15 protein-coding genes are annotated in these 20,694 nt (G+C 72.5%); 2 read left to right on the top strand and 13 right to left on the bottom strand.

The window, feature by feature from the left end:
- The 7 genes from M4J07_RS37015 to M4J07_RS36985 all read right to left on the bottom strand — a co-directional run.
- The coding region (locus M4J07_RS37015; RefSeq protein WP_374215155.1) for a hypothetical protein at positions 1-520 on the bottom strand (520 nt) is incomplete at its 3' end.
- A 14-nt stretch (positions 521-534) separates the two neighbouring features.
- Positions 535-1,512, bottom strand: coding sequence for a nucleoside triphosphate pyrophosphohydrolase (locus tag M4J07_RS37010; RefSeq protein ID WP_255979542.1), 978 nt, complete (start codon positions 1,510-1,512; stop codon positions 535-537).
- A 68-nt stretch (positions 1,513-1,580) separates the two neighbouring features.
- On the bottom strand, positions 1,581-2,246 hold the full coding sequence (locus M4J07_RS37005; RefSeq protein ID WP_255979538.1) for a SurA N-terminal domain-containing protein: 666 nt from the start codon (positions 2,244-2,246) through the stop codon (positions 1,581-1,583).
- Positions 2,247-2,386: 140 nt separating this feature from the next.
- A complete protein-coding gene (locus tag M4J07_RS37000) occupies positions 2,387-3,211 on the bottom strand; it encodes a glycoside hydrolase domain-containing protein (RefSeq protein ID WP_255979536.1) in 825 nt (274 codons plus the stop codon).
- A 93-nt stretch (positions 3,212-3,304) separates the two neighbouring features.
- On the bottom strand, positions 3,305-4,870 hold the full coding sequence (locus tag M4J07_RS36995) for a serine/threonine-protein kinase (protein ID WP_255979534.1): 1,566 nt from the start codon (positions 4,868-4,870) through the stop codon (positions 3,305-3,307).
- Positions 4,867-5,535 (bottom strand): hypothetical protein, encoded by a 669-nt coding sequence (locus M4J07_RS36990; protein ID WP_255979532.1) that lies wholly within the window; start codon positions 5,533-5,535, stop codon positions 4,867-4,869. The genes M4J07_RS36995 and M4J07_RS36990 overlap by 4 nt, the downstream gene beginning before the upstream one ends.
- A gap of 122 nt (positions 5,536-5,657) precedes the next feature.
- Positions 5,658-7,733, bottom strand: a complete 2,076-nt coding sequence (locus M4J07_RS36985) for an N-6 DNA methylase (protein WP_255979530.1) — start codon at positions 7,731-7,733, stop codon at positions 5,658-5,660.
- A 173-nt stretch (positions 7,734-7,906) separates the two neighbouring features.
- On the opposite strand from M4J07_RS36985, the gene M4J07_RS36980 reads away from it, so the two are divergent.
- Positions 7,907-8,758, top strand: a complete 852-nt coding sequence (locus tag M4J07_RS36980) for a DUF4190 domain-containing protein (protein WP_255979528.1) — start codon at positions 7,907-7,909, stop codon at positions 8,756-8,758.
- Positions 8,759-8,792: 34 nt separating this feature from the next.
- Here the strand turns inward: M4J07_RS36980 and M4J07_RS36975 are convergent, their stop codons facing one another.
- From M4J07_RS36975 to M4J07_RS36950, 6 genes are all read right to left on the bottom strand, one after another.
- Positions 8,793-9,557 (bottom strand): N-acetyltransferase, encoded by a 765-nt coding sequence (locus M4J07_RS36975; protein ID WP_255979526.1) that lies wholly within the window; start codon positions 9,555-9,557, stop codon positions 8,793-8,795.
- Between the two features lie 4 nt (positions 9,558-9,561).
- Positions 9,562-10,284, bottom strand: coding sequence for an HNH endonuclease family protein (locus tag M4J07_RS36970; RefSeq protein ID WP_255979524.1), 723 nt, complete (start codon positions 10,282-10,284; stop codon positions 9,562-9,564).
- Between the two features lie 55 nt (positions 10,285-10,339).
- On the bottom strand, positions 10,340-11,215 hold the full coding sequence (locus M4J07_RS36965) for an SCO6745 family protein (RefSeq protein ID WP_255979522.1): 876 nt from the start codon (positions 11,213-11,215) through the stop codon (positions 10,340-10,342).
- Between the two features lie 401 nt (positions 11,216-11,616).
- Positions 11,617-15,156, bottom strand: a complete 3,540-nt coding sequence (gene mfd, locus M4J07_RS36960) for a transcription-repair coupling factor (protein ID WP_255979520.1) — start codon at positions 15,154-15,156, stop codon at positions 11,617-11,619.
- Positions 15,157-15,369: 213 nt separating this feature from the next.
- Entirely contained in the window at positions 15,370-17,955 is a 2,586-nt protein-coding gene (locus M4J07_RS36955) for an ABC transporter permease (RefSeq protein WP_255979518.1), read from the bottom strand.
- Positions 17,952-18,740: an ABC transporter ATP-binding protein gene (locus M4J07_RS36950; RefSeq protein WP_255979516.1), complete on the bottom strand. Its 789-nt coding sequence runs from the start codon at positions 18,738-18,740 to the stop codon at positions 17,952-17,954. The genes M4J07_RS36955 and M4J07_RS36950 overlap by 4 nt, the downstream gene beginning before the upstream one ends.
- Before the next feature lie 364 nt (positions 18,741-19,104).
- Here M4J07_RS36950 and M4J07_RS36945 point away from each other — a divergent pair, with 364 nt between their 5' ends.
- Entirely contained in the window at positions 19,105-20,619 is a 1,515-nt protein-coding gene (locus tag M4J07_RS36945; RefSeq protein WP_255979540.1) for an MDR family MFS transporter, read from the top strand.
- Positions 20,620-20,694: the final 75 nt, after the last annotated feature.

Here is a 20,694-nt window from a genome sequence, read left to right as displayed (position 1 = left end):
CGGTGTACCACTCCCGGTCCCGGCTCTCGGCGGCGCGGGCCATGGCGTCCCGGACGACGTACCACTCCGGGTCCCGGCCGTCGGGCCGGTCGCCGTCCCGGGCAGCCGGTCCGGCCGGGCCCTCGGTCTCCCGGGCCCGGGACCCCTGTGCCGTCTCGCCCAGGTACCAGGCCGGTGGGCTGAAGTCGATGACCGGCTCGTCCGGCTCCGCGTACTCGTCGGTCAGATCGCCCAGCCGCTGTTCGCTGCCGGGCCACCGCCGCAACGCCTCGCGGAACCGGGCGGCCCAGGCGGCGCGGTGCGGGCCGAGCGCCACGTCACCGGTGCGGACGGCGCCTGCGAGCTCCGCCAGCTCGACGACGATCGAACCGTCCGGGTCCCCCGTGCTCGCGAAGTACTCGACGAACCGGTCCTGGTCCCGTGCCGACCACTTCCCCGACCGCATCGCGGCGACCAGCGCGTCGGCCGCCCGCTCCGCCAACTCCCGCTCCACACAAGCCCCCAGACCCGCCGAACACACCTAGGGCAACGGTACTAACCCTCCAGCCCCTCGGCGGAGCGAACGGCGTCGCGGTAGGCCCGGGCCGCCGCCCTGAGCGCCGCCTCCGGGTCCACGCCCTCCGACTCCGCCCGCAGGGCCAGCGCCAGCAGTTCGTACCCGACGCCCGAACCGGCGGGGACCGGTACGTCGAGCCCGGCCGTGCGGACCCGGGAGCCGAGCTTCGCGGCGAGGGCGAGGCCGGGCTGGCCGACCGGGACGCCGTCCGTGACGGAGGCGCGGCGCTTGGCCTCGCCCTTCTTGCGCAGCCAGATCTCCCGGACCTCCTCCGGGGTGGTGGCGCTCTCGTCGCCGAACACGTGCGGGTGGCGGTGGATGAGCTTGTCGACGATGCCGCCCGCGACGTCGTCCACGGAGAACGGGGCGTCGGCGTCCTCCTCGGCGATGCGGGCGTGGAAGACGACCTGGAGCAGCACGTCACCGAGCTCCTCGCGCAGTTCGTCCCGGTCGTCCGTCTCGATCGCCTCGACCAGCTCGTACGCCTCCTCGATCGCGTACTTCGCCAGGTCCTCGTGGGTGCGCAGCCGGGACCAGGGGCACTCGCGGCGGATCCGGTCCATGACCTGCACGAGGTCGAGGAGGCGGGCGCCCGGCAGGTCGTACGAGCCGGGGAGCAGTTCGAGCGAGGGCATCGTCTCGCGGCCGGAGCCGGCCAGCGCGGCGAGTCCGTCGGTGAGGCGGCGGTCGCCCTCGGCCGTGGCGAGGACGACGACGGTGCGGGCCCCGTCGGCGCAGCGGTCGACCAGTTCGCGGGCGGTCGGGGTGTCGGCCGAGACCTCGACGCCCGCTTCCTTCAGGTACGGCAGCTGGGGGTGCGCGGGGTCGGCGCACAGCACCTCGTCGGCCGCGCGCAGCACCTCCCACGCCTGCCAGGACAGCAGCCCGGGGGCGACCCGGTGGCTGGTGGTGAGCAGGACGATGCGGCCGGCGGCGCCGGTGGGGGTGTCGTTCACCTTGTCGTTCACGTCTCGAAGCTAACGCAGCCCACCGACAGCCCGTCCCCGGGAGGGAGCTACGGGGGCTACGCCGTCTGCTGGGCGTCGGCCGGGGCCTGCCGCGTGACCTGCTTCAGCCACGGCGTCTTCGCCTCGACGAGACGGGCCCGCGGGGACACCGCCCAGGCGCCGTAGCGCGGGTTCAGGTCGATGTTCAGTTCCTTGGAGGCGGTGGCGAGCGCCTTCCAGAAGGCCGCCTCGCCCTGCTGGGTCTGGGTGTCGGCGCCGAGCGCGGTGGCCAGCTTCTGCGCCTCGATCTCGGTGCGCAGGCTCTCGGTGAGCCGCTTCGGCGGGATGTTGTACTGCTGGAGCCAGGCCACCTCCAACTGCTTGGCGCCACCCGCCTGTTGTTCGAGGCCGGCGCGCATGCCCTGCATCTCCTTGCGGGAGACGGTGACGCCCGCGTCGGTGGCGGCGCGGTGCAGGACCCGGTCGAGGACCATGGTGTGCAGCGTGTTCCGGGTGAGGCCGCCCGTCTTGGCGATGGCCTGCTCGTACTGGGCGGAGTCCGCGGTGGCGGCCTGCTGGGCGTCGCGCACCTCGTTCACCCGGCTCTCCAGCTGGGAGACGGTGATGCGCTGACCGCCGACGACGGCCGCGGCGCCGGGGTGGGCCTCGCTTCCGCAGGCGGTGAGGAGGGGAACGGCGGCGGCAGCGGACGTGAGGACGAGAGCGATGCGGCGGCGGTGCAAGGTGGGCCTCCCTGCGGCGAGTTTGTGCGTCGGTGCACAAAGTCCGGCGATGATCGATGTTAGGAGGTGGCCGCTTCCTCGGCCACCTATTCGACAACGATTCGCCGCGAGTTGAGGTATCGAGGCGGCGGCACGCTCTCTCAGCCGACCACGGCCACCGGGGCGTCCCAGGCGTCGCGGTCCACGGTGATCGCGTAACCGCCGCGCGACTCCTTGCTGTTGACCATGTACTGGTGGCCGCGGTGGTGGCCGGTCCACAGGGTGGTGGCGAACGGCCAGTCGGTGGTCGTCGTGTTCACCTTGTCCCACTTGGCGTACCAGAGGTTGCCCGGCAGGTTGCTGCGGTCGGTCGTCGTCGCGACGGCCTTGGCGCCGGAGCTGGAGAAGCCGTACATACCGGTGCGGTAGTACTTCGCGTGGACGGCCTTCTGCCAGGCGCGCACGTAGGTGAGGACGGCGGTGTTGCAGGAGGAGTTCGTGACGTCGTACGCCTCCACGTCGAGGTAGAGCGCGCTGCCCGCCTTCATGCCGAGCGCGGATGCCTTGTTCACCGCGTCGGCGCCGTCGGTGGCGCCGAGCGACGCGGCGGTCGCGGATGTCATCTTCTCCGGGTTGGAGCCGCTCGCGCACGGCGGTTGTGCGCCTACGTAGAGGGGGATCAGCTTCCAGCCCTGGGCGTTGACGGTCTTCACCCAGGAGGCGGTGAGGTTGGGCTGGGCGCAGCCGCGGTTCCTGCCTCCGACGTAGACGGCGGCGGCTCCGTAGAAGCCGGTGTGCCAGGCCTTCATGGCGGTGGCGGAGGGCGCCGTGCAGGTGTCGAACGCGCGGCCCTTGTAGTACGCGGCGGCGGGCCAGGCCGTGGTGGCGAGGGACTGCTGGACGGTGATGCCGCCGGCGAGCACGGCGGCGCCGACCGCCGCCCCCGCGATCCTGCGACGTCTTCTCGACAGCTTGTGCCCTGCCATGTCCCCACCCCTGTTCTGCTGTGCGTTCCGCCGGTGCCGCACCTGCGCGGACGATCATGGCAGGCGCACCGCCAAGGGAACGCAAAGGGAGAGTCAGCCTCTGACCTGCCCCAGCCACTGCAGGGTGCGGCGGACCTCTGCGGGAAAGGGGTGGCCTGGTCCGTGCAGGCGCTCGGAGTCGTGCAGGAGGCGGACCAGCGTCTCCTGGGCGGCTCCCCGGTCACCGACGGCGAGCAGCAACTGGCCGATGCGGCGGCGCACTTCGAGGGCGAGGCGCAGGTCCGTGGTGGCGTACTGGTTCTCGTAGTACGGCAGCAGGGACCGGTACTCGGCGAGGGCCGCGGCCGGTTCGCCGAGGGCTTCGAGGCACTGGGCCGACTCGTAGCGGAACTGGAGCGACTGGGGGTCGGCGTGGCCGGCCTCGGCGGCGCGCTCGTCGGCGAGGCGGCGCAGTTCGGGCAGGGCGCGGCGGTACTGGCCGTCGTCCATGAGCGTGGCGGCGTACTGCTTGCGCAGGGTGCGGACGACGGGCGAGTGCTCGCCGTGCTGGGCGGCCGCGGCGGGCAGGATCGCGCCGAGGATGTCGACGGCCTGGGTGATGCGGCCCTCGCCGAGGAGGCGCTTGACCTCGTCGACCGCGCGGGCCACGTCGGGGCGGTCGCCCTGGACGTCGGATCCGGCGGGCTGCGGCGCGGGGGTGACGGCCCGGTCGGGCCAGGGGGCGTGCGGGCGCAGGAAGGGGCGGGTCGGGTCGAGCGGGTGGCCGGTGGGCACGCCGCGTGCGGGCAGCAGCGGGAGCAGTTCCTCGTAGGTCTGCTGCGCGGAGGCCGGACGGTGCTGCGGGTCCTTGGCGAGGAGGCGCAGGACGAGGTTCTCCAGGGCCTCCGGTACTTCGGGGCGCAGCTGGCGGACCGGGAGCGGGGCCTCGTACAGGTGGCGGTGGAGGATGCCGAGGGCGGTGGTGCCCGCGAACGGGACGTCGCCGCTGAGGAGTTCGTGCAGCAGCACGCCGAGCGCGTACAGGTCGGTGTACGGGCCGACGGCGCCGCCCATGGCCTGCTCGGGCGCCATGTAGGCGGGGGTGCCGATGGGTGAGCCGGTGTGGGTGAGGCGGGTGGTGTCGGTGTCGAGGACGGAGGCGACGCCGAGGTCGAGGACGGTGATCGTGCCGTCCTTCTTGACCATCACGTTCCGCGGCTTGAGGTCGCGGTGCACGATCGGCACCGCGTGCACGGCGGACAGCACGGCGCACAGCTGGGCGGCGATGGAGACGGCCCAGGGCCACGGGTACGGGTCGTGCTCGGCGAGGTGGTCGGCGAGGTCGGAGCCGTCGACGTACTGCATGACCAGGTACAGGAACGAGGCGGCGCCGTCGGGGCCGCCGTCCTCGGTGCCCGCGTCGTGCACGGTGACCAGGCCGGGGTGGTCGACCTGGGCGGTGACGCGGCACTCGCGCAGGAAGCGGCGGCGCAGCTCGTCGGCCTCGGCGCCCGCGACCCGGTCGGGGCGGACCAGCTTGACGGCGACGCGGCGGTCCAGACGCTGGTCGTACGCCGTCCAGACCTGGCCCATGCCGCCCTGGCCGATGAGCGTGGAGAGTTCGTAGCGTCCCGCGACGACGCGTCCTGCCGTGGTGGGCAGCCCTGCCGAACCGGTCACCGGCCGCCGTCCTGCTTGCGCAGGTAGTCGCTCAGCTCGTCCAGCTCGGCGCGGACCTGGTCGATGCGGTGCGGGGGCTGCCCCTGCGTCTGACCGGGCGTCTGGCCCTGGGTCTGGCTCGGATGCGGGTTCTGCGGCTGGCTCGGGTGCTGGTTCTGCGGCGGCAGCGGCGCGGGGCCCGCGGTCTGGGTGGGCATCGCGTGCATCGGCGGCGGGGGCGTCTGCGGATACGCCTGGGGCTGCGGCTGGGGCTGCGGGTAGCCGTACGAGGGCTGCGGCTGCGGCATGCCGTACAGGAGGCCGGGGCGGGCCGCGAACTGCTGTCGGCGGCCGTGCCGGATGTCGGCGACCAGGTAGTACGTGACCGAGACGGCGAGGTTCACCAGCATCAGGCCCATCGCGGCATTGCCCCACCAGGTGGTGAACTCCTCACCGCCCGGATCGCTGAAGACGCCGACCCAGCAGACGAGCTGGACTCCGGCGACGGCGCCGAAGACCCGCCAGTCGACCTTGCTGCGGGTGGTCAGGGCGAGCCGGAGCATCGGCACGAACCCGAGGAAGCCGACCGTCAGGACGGCGATCGCCACGAAGAGCACGCGCAGTCCTGCCTGCGCTCCGGGCGACGGAAGCCTGGGCGGCGGGGGCGCATAGCCGTGGCCGTGCATGACTGCTCCTGCTGGGTGGGTGCCTGCGTTCGAACTGCGTGCTCCATCGAGCGTATAGGCCGACCGGGACAACAGGCCCCGGGTTGTGCCGAACCGTTGTCTACCTGGTCACGCAGGGAACCTCACTCCGGTTCCAGCGAGCCGTCGGTGAGGCCGTCGTGCAGGCCCTGGACGAGCTGCTCGCCGAGCCGGCTCGCGCGCCGCAGCGCCTCCTCGAAGGCGGCGATGGCCCTGAACCGCTCGCCGTATCCGGCCTGTTCGGGCAGGGGGAGGCGGGGCAGCTGGAGGCGGCGCACGTCGAGCCGGGTCGCGGTGGACGCGTAACTGCTGGCCTGCCGGTTGTTCGCGGTGCCGCGCAGGAAGCCGGCGAGGAACCACGGGTCGAGCGCGGCCGGGTCGGGGCGCAGCAGGGCGAGGCCGCGGCCGAGCGCGGCGCCCGCGGTGGCCTCGTCGACGACGCGGGCGATCGCGCCGCCGCCGACGACGGGCACGACGACGTCCCCGGTCGCCAGGAGCACCGGATCGTCGCCGGCGGAACCGGCGGAACCGGAAGGGGCGGCGCCGGTGAGCACGTCGTGGTCGGTGAGCACGGGCACGCGCGCGGGCCCGCCGGTGCCGCTCGCGGTCGCCGCGGTGTGCAGCGTGAGGGCGCCCGCGCGCGCGAGTTCACCGACGGTGGTCTGCGGCCAGCGGCCGGCCGACCCGGCCGGCCGGGCGTCCTCGGGGGTGAGCTTCGTGGCCAGGCGCAGCGTCTCGGTGAGCTCCTCGCGTACGGCGATCAGCTCGGCGGCGCCGCCGTCGCCCGCGGCGGGCGGCGGCAGCCGGCGCGCGGGGGCGAGGTCGACCTCGTCGTCGAGCAGCTCGATGACCGGCACGGAGCGGGCGAGTCCGGGCCGCTCGGCGAGGCGTCCGTCCCGGTCGAAGGCGTGCCAGGCGTCCAGTGCCGCCTGCTGCACGGCGGCCCACGCCTGCTGCTCGCGGATGTCGCCGGACGCGGTGCCCGTGGTGTCGACGAGCAGCAGCTCGGGGGCGGGCGGGGCGGCGGCGGGGCGGCGCAGGACCCACAGGTGCAGCGGGATGTTGTTCGGCGGGACGGCGCCCGCGGGCAGGGCGATCACCGCGCGCAGGGCGCCGCGGCGCAGCAGGTCGGCGCGGATCCGGCGGCCGGAACGGCGGGAGGCGACGGTGGGCGGCATCAGGAGGACGGCGGTGCCGCCGTCCTTCAGGCGGGCCAACGCGTGCTGCACCCAGGCCAGTTCGGACTCGGTGCGGGCCGGGAAGCCGTACTCCCAGCGCGGGTCGTAGGCCAGCTCGTCGTGGCCCCAGCCCCGCTCGTTGAACGGCGGGTGGGCGAGCACCACGTCGGCCCGCACGTCGTCGAGCGCGTCGCCGCGCAGGGTGTCGGCGGCGGCGGTGCGGAGGGTGGGCGGCGGGGTGCTGCCGGAGTCGTCGAGCGCGAGGCGCAGGGCGGTGAGCGCCGCGAGGTCGGGTGCGGAGTCCTGGCCGTACAGGTGCTGGTCCGCGCGCGGGTCGAGGGTGCGCACGGCGCGCAGCAGGGCACCTGTGCCGCACGCCGGGTCGAGGGCGGTGTCGGCGGGTCCGGCGAGGGCGGCCATCAGGGCGGCGGGCCCTGGCGGGGTGAGCGTGTACTGCCGCGGGTTCGCGTCGAGGTGGCGGCCGAGCAGGAACGCGAAGGCGCGGCGGGCGCCGAGGTCCGCGGCGAGCTCGGCGGCGCCGCGCAGCAGGGGCACGGACGGGAGCAGGGCGGCTGCCTTCGGGGTGGCGAGGGCGCGCTCGTGGGCCGGTCCGAAGCGGGGGGCGAGGACGCCTTCGAGGGCGGCGGGCAGGCGCTCGGCGAGGAGCCGGTCGTCGCTCTCGCCGTTCAGCGCGAGCCATTCCGTGGAACGGTCGTGGACGAGCAGGAGGACGGCTCCGGCGTGCAGCAGCGCGGTGACCGGGCCCGCGGGGTGGCCGGCGAGCTGCTGCCAGACGCGCTCGCGCAGCGGGACCTCGGCGAGCTTGCCCTGGGCGCGCAGCCACTCCTCGACCTCGGCGAGCGCGAAGGAGGGGCTGGTCTCGGTGCCGCCCACCGGCTTGGGGAAGTCGGCGTGCCGTCGCCGCCAGTTGCTGACCGCGGCCCGTCCGACCCCGGCGAGCCGGGCGATTCCGGCGGCCGTCACCTCTGTCGCGTTCTCCATGCGCCCGACCCTACCGACTCCGGCGTAAGAACCGTATTCACAACTGTTCACACTCCGATCCTCGTGAACGCGGTTGACTCGGTTCACAAACAATGGTGTTCTTGACCCAGCCAACCGCCGGATACGGAGAAAGCCGGGGGGAGGTTGGCGTCTCTCATCTCGGAGGAACAGTCATGTCGCAGACCCAGCAGCACCCCCAGTACCCGCCGTTCCAGCCGCCGCAGCAGCCCCAGCAGCAGATCGCGCGGAACGGACTGGGGACGGCGGCGCTGATCCTCGGCATCATCGGCGCCGTGTCGGGCCTGATCCCGTTCATGTTCTGGCTGGCCGGCATCCTCGGCGTGGTCGCGCTGATCCTGGGCCTGACGGGCCGGGGCCGCGCCAAGCGCGGCGAGGCGACGAACAAGGGTGTGGCGCTGGCCGGGGCGATCCTCGCGCTGGTCTCCCTGGGCCTCGCGGTCTTCGGCGCGTACACGACGTTCAAGGCCGTCGACGACGCCGTGGACGAGATCAACAAGTCGGTTTCGGACACCAAGGCGAAGGACACGAAGCCGTCGGGCGGCGCCGACGCCAAGGACAGTGGCAAGGACAAGGGCGACAAGGGCGGCAAGGGCGACGAGAAGCCGGACCCGGGCAAGGCACTGGAGGCGGGCGACTCGGTGGTCTACGACGACGACCTGACCGTCACCGTGTCGAACGCGGTCGCGTTCAGCCCGAGCGAGTACGCGGCGGGCCACAAGAGCGGCAACCACGCCTACAAGGTGACCGTGACCGTCACGAACGACAGCAAGAAGAAGTTCGACGCGAGCCTGCTGTCCGCCGACGCCCGCGCCGGTGCCGACGGTGTCGACGCGGAGCAGATCTTCGACGACAAGGTCGGCACGGGCTTCGAGGGCACGATCCTGCCCGGCAAGAAGGCCACGGTCGTCTACGGCTTCGACAGTCCGGCCGCCGCCAAGAACCTGACGGTCGAGGTCATGCCGAGCTTCGAGTACGACGCCTCGCAGTGGGACCTGAAGCTGTAGGAGCCACCGAGGGGGTGGGGGACGCGGCACGCGCTCACAGCGCGTGCCGCACCCACACGTTCGGCTCGACGTACACGGCGAGGTCGCGCTCGGGCAGGCAGTGCACCGGCACCAGACCCGACGGCACCTCGACGGCGCCGGCCGTGTCGAAGGGGAGCCCGGTCCACTCCCGCCACTCGGCGGGCGAGCCGGACACGGTCATCGAGGCGGGCGCCACCTTCTCGATGACGCCACCGGCCCGCACGTGCACCCGCAGCCAGGGGTCCGCCGGCAGCCCGTCCGACTCCCGCACGCGGTACGCGTACTCGCTCATCGGTGTCGCCGGTTCCAGGTGCTTGGCGCTGGGCCGCACGGGCGCGACGACCTCGCCGAAGCCGCGGGCCCGCGCGTTCTCCCGCATCGCGGCGAGCATCCGCCCCGACAGGCCGCGGCCCAGGAGCCCCGGCCTGATCGTGATCTCGATGGCGCTGACGGTGTCGGGCCCGACGCCCCGGGCGCGGTCGGTGAACGCCCACTGGAGCACCTGGTCCCAGCCGCCGTCGGGCAGCGTGCCGCGCCCCTCGGCGTGCAGCGCGAACGGCACGCTGTACGCCTTGGCGACCACGGTCCCCGCGGGGTCCGTGGCGACGAACGCGTAATCGCGCAGCTCCTGCCAGGCCCACCGCAGCAGGGCGGCGCCCACCCGGTCGTGGGCGATGAACTCCGGCCAGGTGTCCGGCATCGTCCACATGCCGACGGCGAGCTCGGGGCGCTCGGCGAGCGTGGTGATGGTGAGGCCGGTGTCCCGGTCGGTCGTCATGCGCTCATCGTGCATGGAAGCGGGGCGGCGCCGCAGTCGGATTTCCCCCGGTGGGCAGCTTCTGGTCCGGGCAGCCGCCCAGCACCCGCTTCATGGCGTCGCGTTCGGCGCCGGTCACCCACACCCCGTACTTCTTCTTCACGGCGACCTGCCCGGCGACGTAGGTGCACCGGTAGCCCTTGTTCGGCGGCAGCCAGGTGGCCGTGTCGCCGTCCCCCTTGCTGCGGTTGGGCGTGGCGCCCACGGCGAGCAGGTTGAGCGGGTCGTTGGCGAACGCGATGCGCTTGCTCGGCTCCCACTGGAAGGCGCCCTTCTGCCAGGCGTCGGACAGCGCGACGAGGTGGTCGATGTCGACCTGGCTGCGGCCGCGCACGAACGCGATGTCGCCGCCGCCGTACGGATCGGGGGCGAGGGACCCGGCGGAGACCTTGCACTCGCCGTCGGCGAACCGCACCCCGTCCAGGTCCCGCTTGAGGATGTCGTCGCGGGTGTCGCAGCCGTTGGAGTCGGTGTCGGCCCAGGCGCTGCCGAACCGCTCGCGCGCGTAACCGGTCTTCGGCGCGCGGCCCTTGACCGTGAGCGCGTCGACGGCGGCGAGCGCGCTGCCCGTCGCGCCGTGCGGCTCGGGTCCCGACTCGCCCCCGTCGCCGGTGGTCGCCTCGCACCCGGTGACGGCCACGACGGCCGCCAGCACGGCGACCACGGCCCGTCCAGCCCCTCGCAGCACGGCACTACCTCCCCATTTGGTGTCGTTCGGCCCGCTCACCGTACCCGAAGCATGATCACACTTTGCCGATGCCCAGCGTCGTGACGGACGGCAGCAGCCCCGAGCCGAGGACGCCCACCCACAACGGACCGAGCAGTTCGGCGAGTTCGGCCGTGGCGTCCGCGCCGAGAGACCGCCAGGGGCCCGTCGCGAGCCGGTCCGTCATCGTCTCGACCTCGGCGCGCAGCGCGCGGCCCGCGTCGGTGGCGATCCCGTCGTCGTCCAACAGGCCGCGGCCCGCGAGGAGTTGGTGCGAGGCGTCCCACTGGTTCCGGGTCCAGCCGCGGCTCGCGAACGTCTCCAGGGGCGCCGCGCCGATCGCCGCGAACGACACCAGGGAGTCGGCCGGCCCGAGCCCCGCCGTGAGCAGCGCCGCGACGTGGCCGTCGCCGCGGTGCTCGCGCAGCACCGTCGCGGCCTGCCACAGGACCAGGTGCGGGGCGTCGGGCCAGGGCAGTTCGGCGTTGGCGGCGGCGAGCGGTCGGCCCTCGACGTGCACGGCCTCGGCGGCCCGGCGGGCCAGATCGGCGGCGCGGGACATTTCGGGCCCGTCCAGTACGTCACCGAACAGCGCCCGGTAGGCGCGGTCGACGCCGCGCAGGCGGGCGGCCAGGACGGCATCGGGCGAGGCCACCTGCCAGGCGGCGGGCACGTGCTGGGCGACCATGGCCGGGTTGAAGCTGTAGAACGCGGACGCGACCCGGGTGGCGCCGGGCGCGCCCAGCGGGGCGGCCCGCCAGGCGAAGTAGCTCGGCCACCGCTCCCCCACCTCGTAGCCGAGCGCGGCGGCCTCCTCGAAGGCCTCGGGCGCGTAGTAGAGCACCGCGTGCAGCGGCTCCAGCAGATGCCACATCTGACGGACCTTGGCGTCGGGCACGGACGTGTCGGACATGGTGATGGCCCTCCCCTGTTTGACCTTGCCGTTGGCGTCAGGGTCAGACGATCCCCTTATGGACACCATGAACGCCACCGTCGAGCGCGGAACAGCCGTCGTCACCGGTGCGGGCACCGGCATCGGCCGCGCCTTCGCGGCGACCGGCGGGGGTCGCCCGGGAACGGCTCGCGGTGGCCGACCGGTTCGTCGGCGGGTGCGGGTTCGGGTGCGGGTTCGGGTGCGTGGGGCTGATCCGACTGCGTCTGCCGGGTTGGGCTCTCGTCGCGGGGTGCACCACCGTCGTGGCTGGTCGCGCAGTTCCCCGCGCCCCTGAAAGGCACACTCCGTGCGCCTCCAGGGGGCGCGGGGAACTGCGCGGCCCGCCCCCACACCCATCCCGCAGACGGACCAGCGGCTCCCTACGAGCCCAGAATCGACGCCAAGAACTCGCCGACCCAAGCCAACAGCTCGCGGCCGACCAACGGCTTGCCGCCCACCTTCGCCGTCTTCGGGCGTGGGACGAGGATCTGGTGCGTGGCCGGCTTGATGACCGTGCCCGGGTAGAGCCGCTTGAGGCGGAGCTCCTGCGACTCCCGCAACTCCACCGGCGCGAACCGGATGTTGTTGCCCTGGAGCACGATCTCGCCGACCCCGCAGGCCCGGGCCAGCATGCGCAGGCCCGCGACCAGCAGCAGGTTCTCGACCGGCTCGGGCAACTTGCCGTAGCGGTCGGTGAGTTCCTCGCGGACCTGCTTGACGTCCTCCTCCGTGTTCGCGGAGGCGATGGCCCGGTACGCCTGCAGCCGCAGCCGCTCGCCGGGCGCGTAGTCGTGCGGGACGTGCGCGTCGACCGGCAGCTCGATCTTGACCTCCAGCGGCGGCTGCTCGTCCGCAGATCCGTCACCGCCCTCCAGGGAGGCCCGGTAGTCGGCGACGGCCTCGCCGACCATCCGTACGTACAGGTCGAAGCCGACGCCCGCGATGTGGCCCGACTGCTCGCCGCCGAGGAGGTTTCCCGCTCCGCGGATCTCCAGGTCCTTCATCGCGACGTACATGCCCGCGCCCATCTCCGTGTGCTGGGCGATCGTCGCGAGGCGTTCGTGAGCCGTCTCCGTCAGGGGCTTCTCGGGCGGGTAGAGGAAGTACGCGTAACCGCGTTCCCGGCCACGGCCGACGCGGCCGCGCAGCTGGTGGAGCTGGGAGAGGCCGAAGTTGTCGCCGCGCTCGACGATGAGCGTGTTGGCGTTCGAGATGTCGATGCCCGACTCGACGATCGTCGTCGAGACCAGGACGTCGAACTTCTTCTCCCAGAAGTCCACGACGACCTGTTCCAGGGCCTGTTCCGACATCTGGCCGTGGGCGGTCGCGATGCGCGCCTCGGGCACGATGTCGCGCAGCCGGGCCGCCGCCCGGTCGATCGACTCGACGCGGTTGTGGATGTAGAAGACCTGGCCCTCGCGGAGCAGTTCGCGGCGGATGGCCGCGCCGATCTGCTTCTCCTCGTACGGTCCGACGAAGGTGAGGACCGGGTGGCGCTCCTCGGGCGGGGTCGTGATCGTCGACATCTCGCGGATGCCGGTGACCGCCATTTCGAGCGTACGGGGGATGGGTGTCGCGGACATCGTGAGGACGTCGACGTTGGCCCGCAGCTTCTTCAGCTGCTCCTTGTGCTCGACGCCGAACCGCTGCTCCTCGTCGACGATGACCAGGCCCAGGTCCTTGAACTTGGTCTCGGAGGAGAAGAGGCGGTGCGTGCCGATGACGATGTCGACGGAGCCGTCGCGCAGCCCTTCGAGCGTCGCCTTGGACTCGGTGTCCGTCTGGAAGCGGCTCAGCGCCTTCACGCTGACCGGGAATTGGGAGTAGCGCTCGGAGAACGTGCCGAAGTGCTGCTGCACGAGGAGCGTCGTGGGGACGAGGACCGCGACCTGCTTGCCGTCCTGGACGGCCTTGAACGCGGCGCGGACCGCGATCTCGGTCTTGCCGTAGCCGACGTCGCCGCAGATCAGCCGGTCCATCGGGACCGTCTTCTCCATGTCCTCCTTGACCTCGGCGATGGTGGTCAGCTGGTCGGGCGTCTCCGCGTACGGGAACGCGTCCTCCAGCTCCCGCTGCCAGGGCGTGTCCGGTGCGAAGGCGTGGCCCGGCGCCGCCATGCGCGCGCTGTACAGCTTGATGAGGTCGGCCGCGATCTCCTTGACGGCCTTCTTCGCGCGCGCCTTGGTCTTGGTCCAGTCGGCGCCGCCGAGCCGGTGCAGCGTCGGGGCCTCGCCGCCGACGTACTTGGTGATCTGCTCCAGCTGGTCGGTGGGGATGTAGAGGCGGTCGCCGGGCTGGCCGCGCTTGGCGGGCGCGTACTCGACGACGAGGTACTCGCGGGTGGCGCCCTGGACCGTGCGCTGCACCATCTCGATGTAGCGGCCGACGCCGTGCTGCTCGTGCACGATGTAGTCGCCGGATTCGAGGGTGAGCGGGTCGATGGTCTTGCGGCGCCTGGCGGGCATCCGCTGGCCGTCCTTGCCGGCCGTCTTCTGTCCGGTGAGGTCGGTCTCCGTGAGGACGGCGACCTTCAACTCCGGGTGCACGAAGCCGAATTCGAGGCTGCCGCAGGCCACCTGGACGACGGACGGGGCGAGTTCGGCGAGGTCCTTGTCGAGGCGGGCGGCGATGCCCTCGCCGCCGAGCACCTCGACGGTGCGGGTCGCGGGGCCGTGGCCCTCGGTGACGAACACGGTCCGCCAGCCGTCCGCGAGCCAGCCCTTGGTGTCGGCGAGGGCCTTGGCGGTGTCGCCGCGGTACGTCTCGGGCGCGTGCATGCCGAGCTGCAGCGTGTCGCCGTCGAGGTCCGCGTCGGCGGCGAACGGGGACACCGACCACCACATCATGCCGAGCTCGCGGGCCCGGTCGCGGACGTCCGCGATGGACCACAGCGACGCGGCGCCCACGTCGATGGGGGCGTCGCCGCCGGTCGCGGAGGCCGCCCAGGACGCCTGGAGGAACTCCTGCGAGGTGGCGACGAGGTCGGCGGCCCTGGTCCGTACCCGCTCCGGGTCGCAGACCACGGCCATCGACCCGGCGGGCAGCACGTCGAGGAGCAGTTCCATGTCGTCGACGAGGACCGGCGCGAGGGACTCCATGCCCTCGACGGCGATGCCCTCGGCGATCTTGCCGAGCAGTTCGCCCAGCTCCGGGTGCTGTTCGGCGAGGTCGGCCGCTCTGGCGCGTACGTCGGCGGTGAGCAGCAGCTCCCGGCAGGGCGGCGCCCACAGGCCGTGCTCGGCGATCTCCAGGGACCGCTGGTCGGCGACCTTGAAGTAGCGGATCTCCTCGACGTCGTCGCCCCAGAACTCGACGCGGAGCGGGTGCTCCTCGGTCGGCGGGAAGACGTCGAGGATGCCGCCGCGGACCGCGAACTCGCCGCGCTTCTCGACGAGTTCGACGCGGGCGTACGCCGCCGCGGCGAGCGCCTCCACCGTCTCGTTCAGATCGGCGCTCCCGCCGCTGCGCAGCGCGACGGGCTCCAGGTCGCCGAGCCCCTGCACCTGCGGCTGGAGCACGGAGCGGACGGGCGCGACCACCACGGACACCGGTCCGGTCTCCGGGTCGTCGGTGCTGGGGTGCGCGAGGCGGCGCAGCACGGCGAGGCGCCGGCCCACGGTGTCGGAGCGCGGGGAGAGCCGCTCGTGCGGCAGCGTCTCCCACGACGGGTACTCCACGACGCCGTCCGGCGGCAGCAACGAGCGCAGCGCCGCGGCCAGGTCCTCGGCCTCGCGGCCGGTGGCGGTGACGGCCAGCACGGGCCGCTTCGCCTCGCGGGCGAGCGCCGCCACCGTGAAGGGGCGCGACGCGGGCGGGCCCACGAGGTCGATGTGCATGCGGTTGCCGTCGCCCGCGGCCTTCACCGCTTCGGTGAGGGCCGCGTCCTTGACGACGGCGTCGAGCAGTCCGTGCAGGCTCATGGAGGCCTTGACCTTCCCGGTCCGGGGGTGGGCAACGCAAAGGGCCCGACACGTGTGACGGGCCGGGGGTTCCAGGGTACGTCGGCCCGCGCCGGAGCGCCGACCGTGCCGGTCCGCCACGGGAAGAGCCCCGCCGGCGGGCCGCTGTCGCGGCCGGCCGGCGGGGCTCTTCGGTCTGATCGGTCCGATCGGTCCGATCAGTTCTGGTCGGGCCTAGTCGGTGGCGATGGCGTTCAGGACGTTCATCCGGCCCGCCCGGAACGCCGGGATCAGGGCGGCGAACAGGCCCACGAAGGCCGAGCCGATGAAGACCGAGATGATCGTCGGCCAGGGGATCTCCAGGACGCCGAGGCCCTCCAGGGCCAGCAGCTTCTGGGCCGTCGCGCCCCAGCCCATGCCCAGGCCGAGGCCGAGCAGGGCGCCGAAGAGGGCGATGACCACCGACTCCAGGCGGATCATGCGGCGCAGCTGGCGGCGGGAGAGGCCGATGGCCCGCATGAGGCCGATCTCCCGGGTCCGCTCGACCACGGAGAGCGCCAGGGTGTTCACGACACCCAGGACCGCCACGATGATCGCGAGGGCGAGGAGCCCGTAGATCATGTTGAGGAGCTGGCCGACCTGGTCCTTCAGGGTCTCCTTGTAGTCGGTCTGGTCCTTGACCTTGACGGTCGGGTCGGCGGCGACGGACGACTTCAGCGCCTTGTAGGCGGCGGTCTCCTTGCCGTCGGCGGCCTTCGCGAACATCATCCCGTTGAGCGGCACCCGGTCCTTGGGCAGGTACTGCTCGGCGGTGGCGATGTTGGTGTACATCGCGCCCTTGTCGAACGCGGTGTCGTCCGAGGTGATCGCCGCGATCCTCAGCTTGGCCGTGGAGCCGTGGTGGAAGGCGACGGTCATGGTGTCGCCGACCTTGAGGTGGTTGCGCTCGGCGAAGTCGGAGCCGACCGACATCGCGTTCTTGCCGTACGCCGCCGAGAGCTCGCCGGAGGTGGCCTCGCGCCGCAGGTCCTGGGTGTAGCTGGGGCTCGCCGCGGAGAGCTCTTCCTCCTCCTTGACGCCGCCCGGGGTGGTCAGGGTGGTCTTGACCCACTTGACCTCGGTGACGTGGGAGACGAGCCCGTCCTGCTCGACCTTCTTCAGGGCGTCGGCGGCCTGCGGCTTGATGCCGCCCTGGCCCTCGACGATGAAGTCGGCGCCGACCGACTTGTCGAGCTGGTCGGTGGCCGAGGCGACCATCGAGGAGCCGACGACGGAGAGGCAGGCGACCAGCGCGAGGCCGATCATCAGGGCCGCGCCGGTGGCGCCGGTGCGGCGCGGGTTGCGCAGTGCGTTGCGCTCGGCCATCCGTCCGACGGGGCCGAAGAAGCGGAGCAGGACGGCGCTGATGACGCGGACCACGAGGCCGGCGAGCAGCGGGCCGACGACCACGAAGCCGATGAGCGAGGCGACGATGCCGACGCCGAGCCACAGCGAGCCCTGGCTGGCCTTGTCGGCCTGGGTGGCGAGGTAGAGGGCGAAGCCGCCGCCGCCGGTGAGCAGTACGCCGATGATGCCGCGGACGACGCCGGCCTTGGTGTCGGCCGGGGTGCCCGCGTCGCGCAGGGCGGCCATCGGGGAGACCTTGCCGGCCCGGCGTGCGGGCAGGTAGGCGGCGAGGACGGTGACGACGATGCCGAGCAGCAGGCCGATCGCCGGGGTCGTCCACTTCACGGTGAGGTCGTTCGTGGACAGGTCCATGCCCGCGGCGGACATCAGCTTCATCAGGCCGACGGCCAGGCCCACGCCGGCGCCGACGCCGACCACGGAGCCGACGACGCCGAGCAGCAGCGCCTCGACGAGGACGGAGCGGTTGACCTGCTTGCGGGAGGAGCCGATGGCGCGCATCAGGCCGATCTCGCGGGTGCGCTGGGCGACCAGCATGGAGAACGTGTTGATGATCAGGAAGATGCCGACGAGGAAGGCGATGCCGGCGAAGCCGAGCAGGGCGTACTTGATGACGTCCATGAAGGAGCCGACGTCGGCGGCGTTGGCGTCCGCGGCCTGCTGCTGGGTCTGGATCTTGTAGGTGCCGTTCCCGGAGAGTTCCGCGGCGACGTTCTTCTTGAGCTGCGCGTCGCTCACGCCGTCGGCGGCGGCGACGTTGATCTGCGTGAACTGGCCGGTCTTCCCGATGAGTTCGCGCTGGGCGGTGGCGGTGTCGAAGTAGACGACGGCCGCACCCGGGTTGGTGACGGTGAAGGAGGCGACGCCGACGATCTTGGCCCGGATGTCGCCGGTGACGGCGATCGTGCGCAGCTCGTCGCCCAGCTTCAGGTGGTGCTTCTTCGCGGTGTCGGCGTCGACCATCACCTCGGTGGGGCCGCGCGGGGCGTGGCCGGAGGTGATCTCCATGGAGCGGAGGTCGTTGTTCGTCCAGTTGCCGGCGATGGTCGGGGCGCCGTTCTCGGAGCCCATGTTCTTGTTGTCGGCGTTCACGACGGTCACGTTCATCGAACTGACCGCGCCCTCGGCCGACTTGACGCCGTCGGCCTGCTTCACCGTGGCGAGCAGGGAGGCCGGCAGCGCCTCGGGGCGGCCGGTGTCGCTGCCCTCGGCCTCGGAGTCCCTGGGGCTGACGGTGACGTCGGACGCGGTGGCCGTGAACAGCTTGTCGAAGGTCTTGTCCATCGTGTCGGTGAACACGAGGGTCCCGGTCACGAACGCGACCGACAGGAGGACGGCGACGGCGGAGAGGGCCATCCGGCCCTTGTGCGCGAGGAAGTTGCGCAGCGAGGTCTTCATGACGGTGTTGGCACTCATGACGTGCGCCCCCGCGCGTCGAAGTCCTTCATCCGGTCCAGGACGGCGTCGGCGGTCGGCCGGATCATCTCGTCGACGATGCGGCCGTCGGCCAGGTACAGGACGCGGTCCGCGTAGGAGGCGGCGACCGGGTCGTGGGTGACCATCACGATCGTCTGGCCGAGCTCGTCGACCGAGCGGCGCAGGAAGCCCAGCACCTCCGCTCCCGCCCGGGAGTCGAGGTTTCCGGTCGGCTCGTCACCGAAGATGATCTCGGGGCGGGCGGCCAGCGCGCGGGCCACGGCGACGCGCTGCTGCTGACCGCCGGAGAGCTGGGTGGGCCGGTGCTTGAGGCGCTCGGCGAGGCCGACCGTCTCGACGACCTGGCGCAGCCACGCGGCGTCCGGCTTGCGGCCCGCGATGTCCATCGGGAGCGTGATGTTCTCCAGGGCGTTCAGGGTGGGCAGCAGGTTGAACGCCTGGAAGATGAAGCCGATGCGGTCGCGGCGCAGCTGCGTCAGCTTCTTGTCCTTGAGGCCGGTGATCTCGGTCTCGTCGAGGTAGATCTGGCCGGAGGTCACGGTGTCGAGCCCGGCCAGGCAGTGCATCAGCGTCGACTTGCCGGACCCGGACGGGCCCATGATCGCGGTGAACTGACCGCGGGCGATGTCCACGTCGACGTGGTCGAGCGCGACGACGCGGGTCTCCCCCGACCCGTATGCCTTCACCACCTGGCGCGCCCTCGCGGCAACAGCCGTTCGCCCGCCAGTGCCCCCGTGCCTGGGAATCGTCACAGCCGTTGTCACGGTTTTTCTCCTATGTCGGTTACCTGCGCCCGCAGCTCTCTGCGGCACGTTCAAGTCTGGTGACGCGGGGGCCCGGGCGCGCTGGTGGAAGTCACCGTCTTTCCCTGGGGAAAACCCCACCCCTCGAAGGTAGGAGGAACCCCCCTGCGGGCTCGTCCTCCAAGGGGACGAACCGTCCCCTGTCCGTAGTGCGGAGATCCCCCTAGGGGAGGTCCACCCCTCGGTGGAGCCCTACTCAGGGTCGCCTCCACCCGCATAAGCTCGGCGGCGGAGATAGGTGCAGGGGGAACACATAAAGGGGAGGGGCCCGGTCGTGACCGACATCGCCCATGACCGGCGGCGCGGCGCGGTCGTCGCCGCGCTGATGCTGTCCATGGCGCTCGCCGCGCTCGACTCGACCATCGTCTCCACCGCCGTCCCGCAGATCGTCGGCGACCTCGGCGGCTTCTCCGTCTTCTCCTGGCTGTTCTCCGGCTATCTGCTCGCGGTGACGGTCACGCTGCCCGTGTACGGCCGGCTGTCGGACTCGCTGGGCCGCAAGCCGGTCCTGATCGCGGGCAGCGTGCTGTTCCTGATCGGGTCGCTGCTGTGCGCCTGCGCGTGGGACATGGGGTCCCTGATCGCGTTCCGGGTGGTGCAGGGGCTCGGTGGCGGCGCCATCCAGGGCACGGTGCAGACCCTGGCCGCGGATCTGTACCCGCTGAAGGAACGCCCCAGGATCCAGGCGAAGTTGTCCACGGTGTGGGCGACGTCGTCGGTGCTCGGCCCGGCGCTCGGCGGCGTCCTCGCCTCGACCACGGGCTGGCGCTGGATCTTCCTGATCAACCTGCCGATCGGCGCCGTCGCCCTGTTCCTCGTGGGCCGCCACCTGCACGAGCCGCGCCGCGCGAGCGGCCCGCGCCCGACGGTCGACTGGGCGGGCGCCCTCGCCGTGTTCGCGGCGGGCGGCGTGCTGCTGACCTGGCTGGTCCAGGGCGGCGTCGCCTGGGCCTGGACCTCGTCGTCCTCGATCGCCCTGCTGGGGACGGGACTTGCGCTGATCGGCGCCGTCGTGGCGATCGAACGGCGGGCCGCCGAACCGATCCTGCCCGGCTGGGTGTGGCGGCGGCGGACGATCGCCGCGGTCAATCTGGCGCTCGGCGCGATGGGCCTGCTGATGGTCGCGCCGACCACGTTTCTGCCGACGTACGCCCAGTCCGTCCTCGGCCTGTCCCCGACGGCCGCCGGGTTCGTGCTGTCGGTGATGACGCTGAGCTGGCCCGTGTCCGCGGCCCTGAGCCAGCACGTCTACCGCAGGATCGGCTTCCGGAACACGGCCGCGCTCGGCATGACGGCGGCGCTGGCGCTGCTCGCCTCGTTCCCGCTGCTGCCGTTCCCCGGCGCGGTCTGGCAGCCGACGCTGCTCAGCCTGCTGCTCGGCGCGGCCCTCGGCCTGTTCCAGCTGCCGCTCATCGTGGGCGTGCAGTCCACGGTCGGCTGGGCGGAGCGCGGCACCGCCACCGCCTCGATCCTCTTCTACCGGCAGATCGGGCAGACCATCGGCGCCGCCGTGTTCGGCGCCGTCGCCAACGGGGTGATCTCGGCCCGCCTTGGCCGCGGCACCGACCTCGACGCGGTGGCCCGCGACCCCGGGGCGGACGGGGTGCGGCAGGCGATCGACGCGGCGGTCGACTCGGTGTACGTCGGGGCGGCGTGCGCGGCCGGTCTGGCGCTGCTGGTCCTGCTGACCCTGGCACCGCGCCGGTTCCCCGTCCTGGAACCGGAAACCGTGGCGGACCCCCTACCGGACGGGACCGCGCAGGAGAAGTCATCCACGGCACAACTCCCCCACCAGCAACACTCACCCCGGACACAAGACTACCCCCGCCGAACCGACTGATCGGTTCGTCGAAACCCTCGCCCAACTCCCCTACCTGCGAGTAACGTTCCGGCTCCCCCACCCACACTCCCTGCG

The organism is Streptomyces longispororuber (assembly GCF_024448165.1).
Classification (GTDB): Bacteria; Actinomycetota; Actinomycetes; order Streptomycetales; family Streptomycetaceae; genus Streptomyces; species Streptomyces longispororuber_A.
Note: the sequence above shows the minus strand (reverse complement) of the source record. Positions and strands in the feature narration are given on the sequence as shown.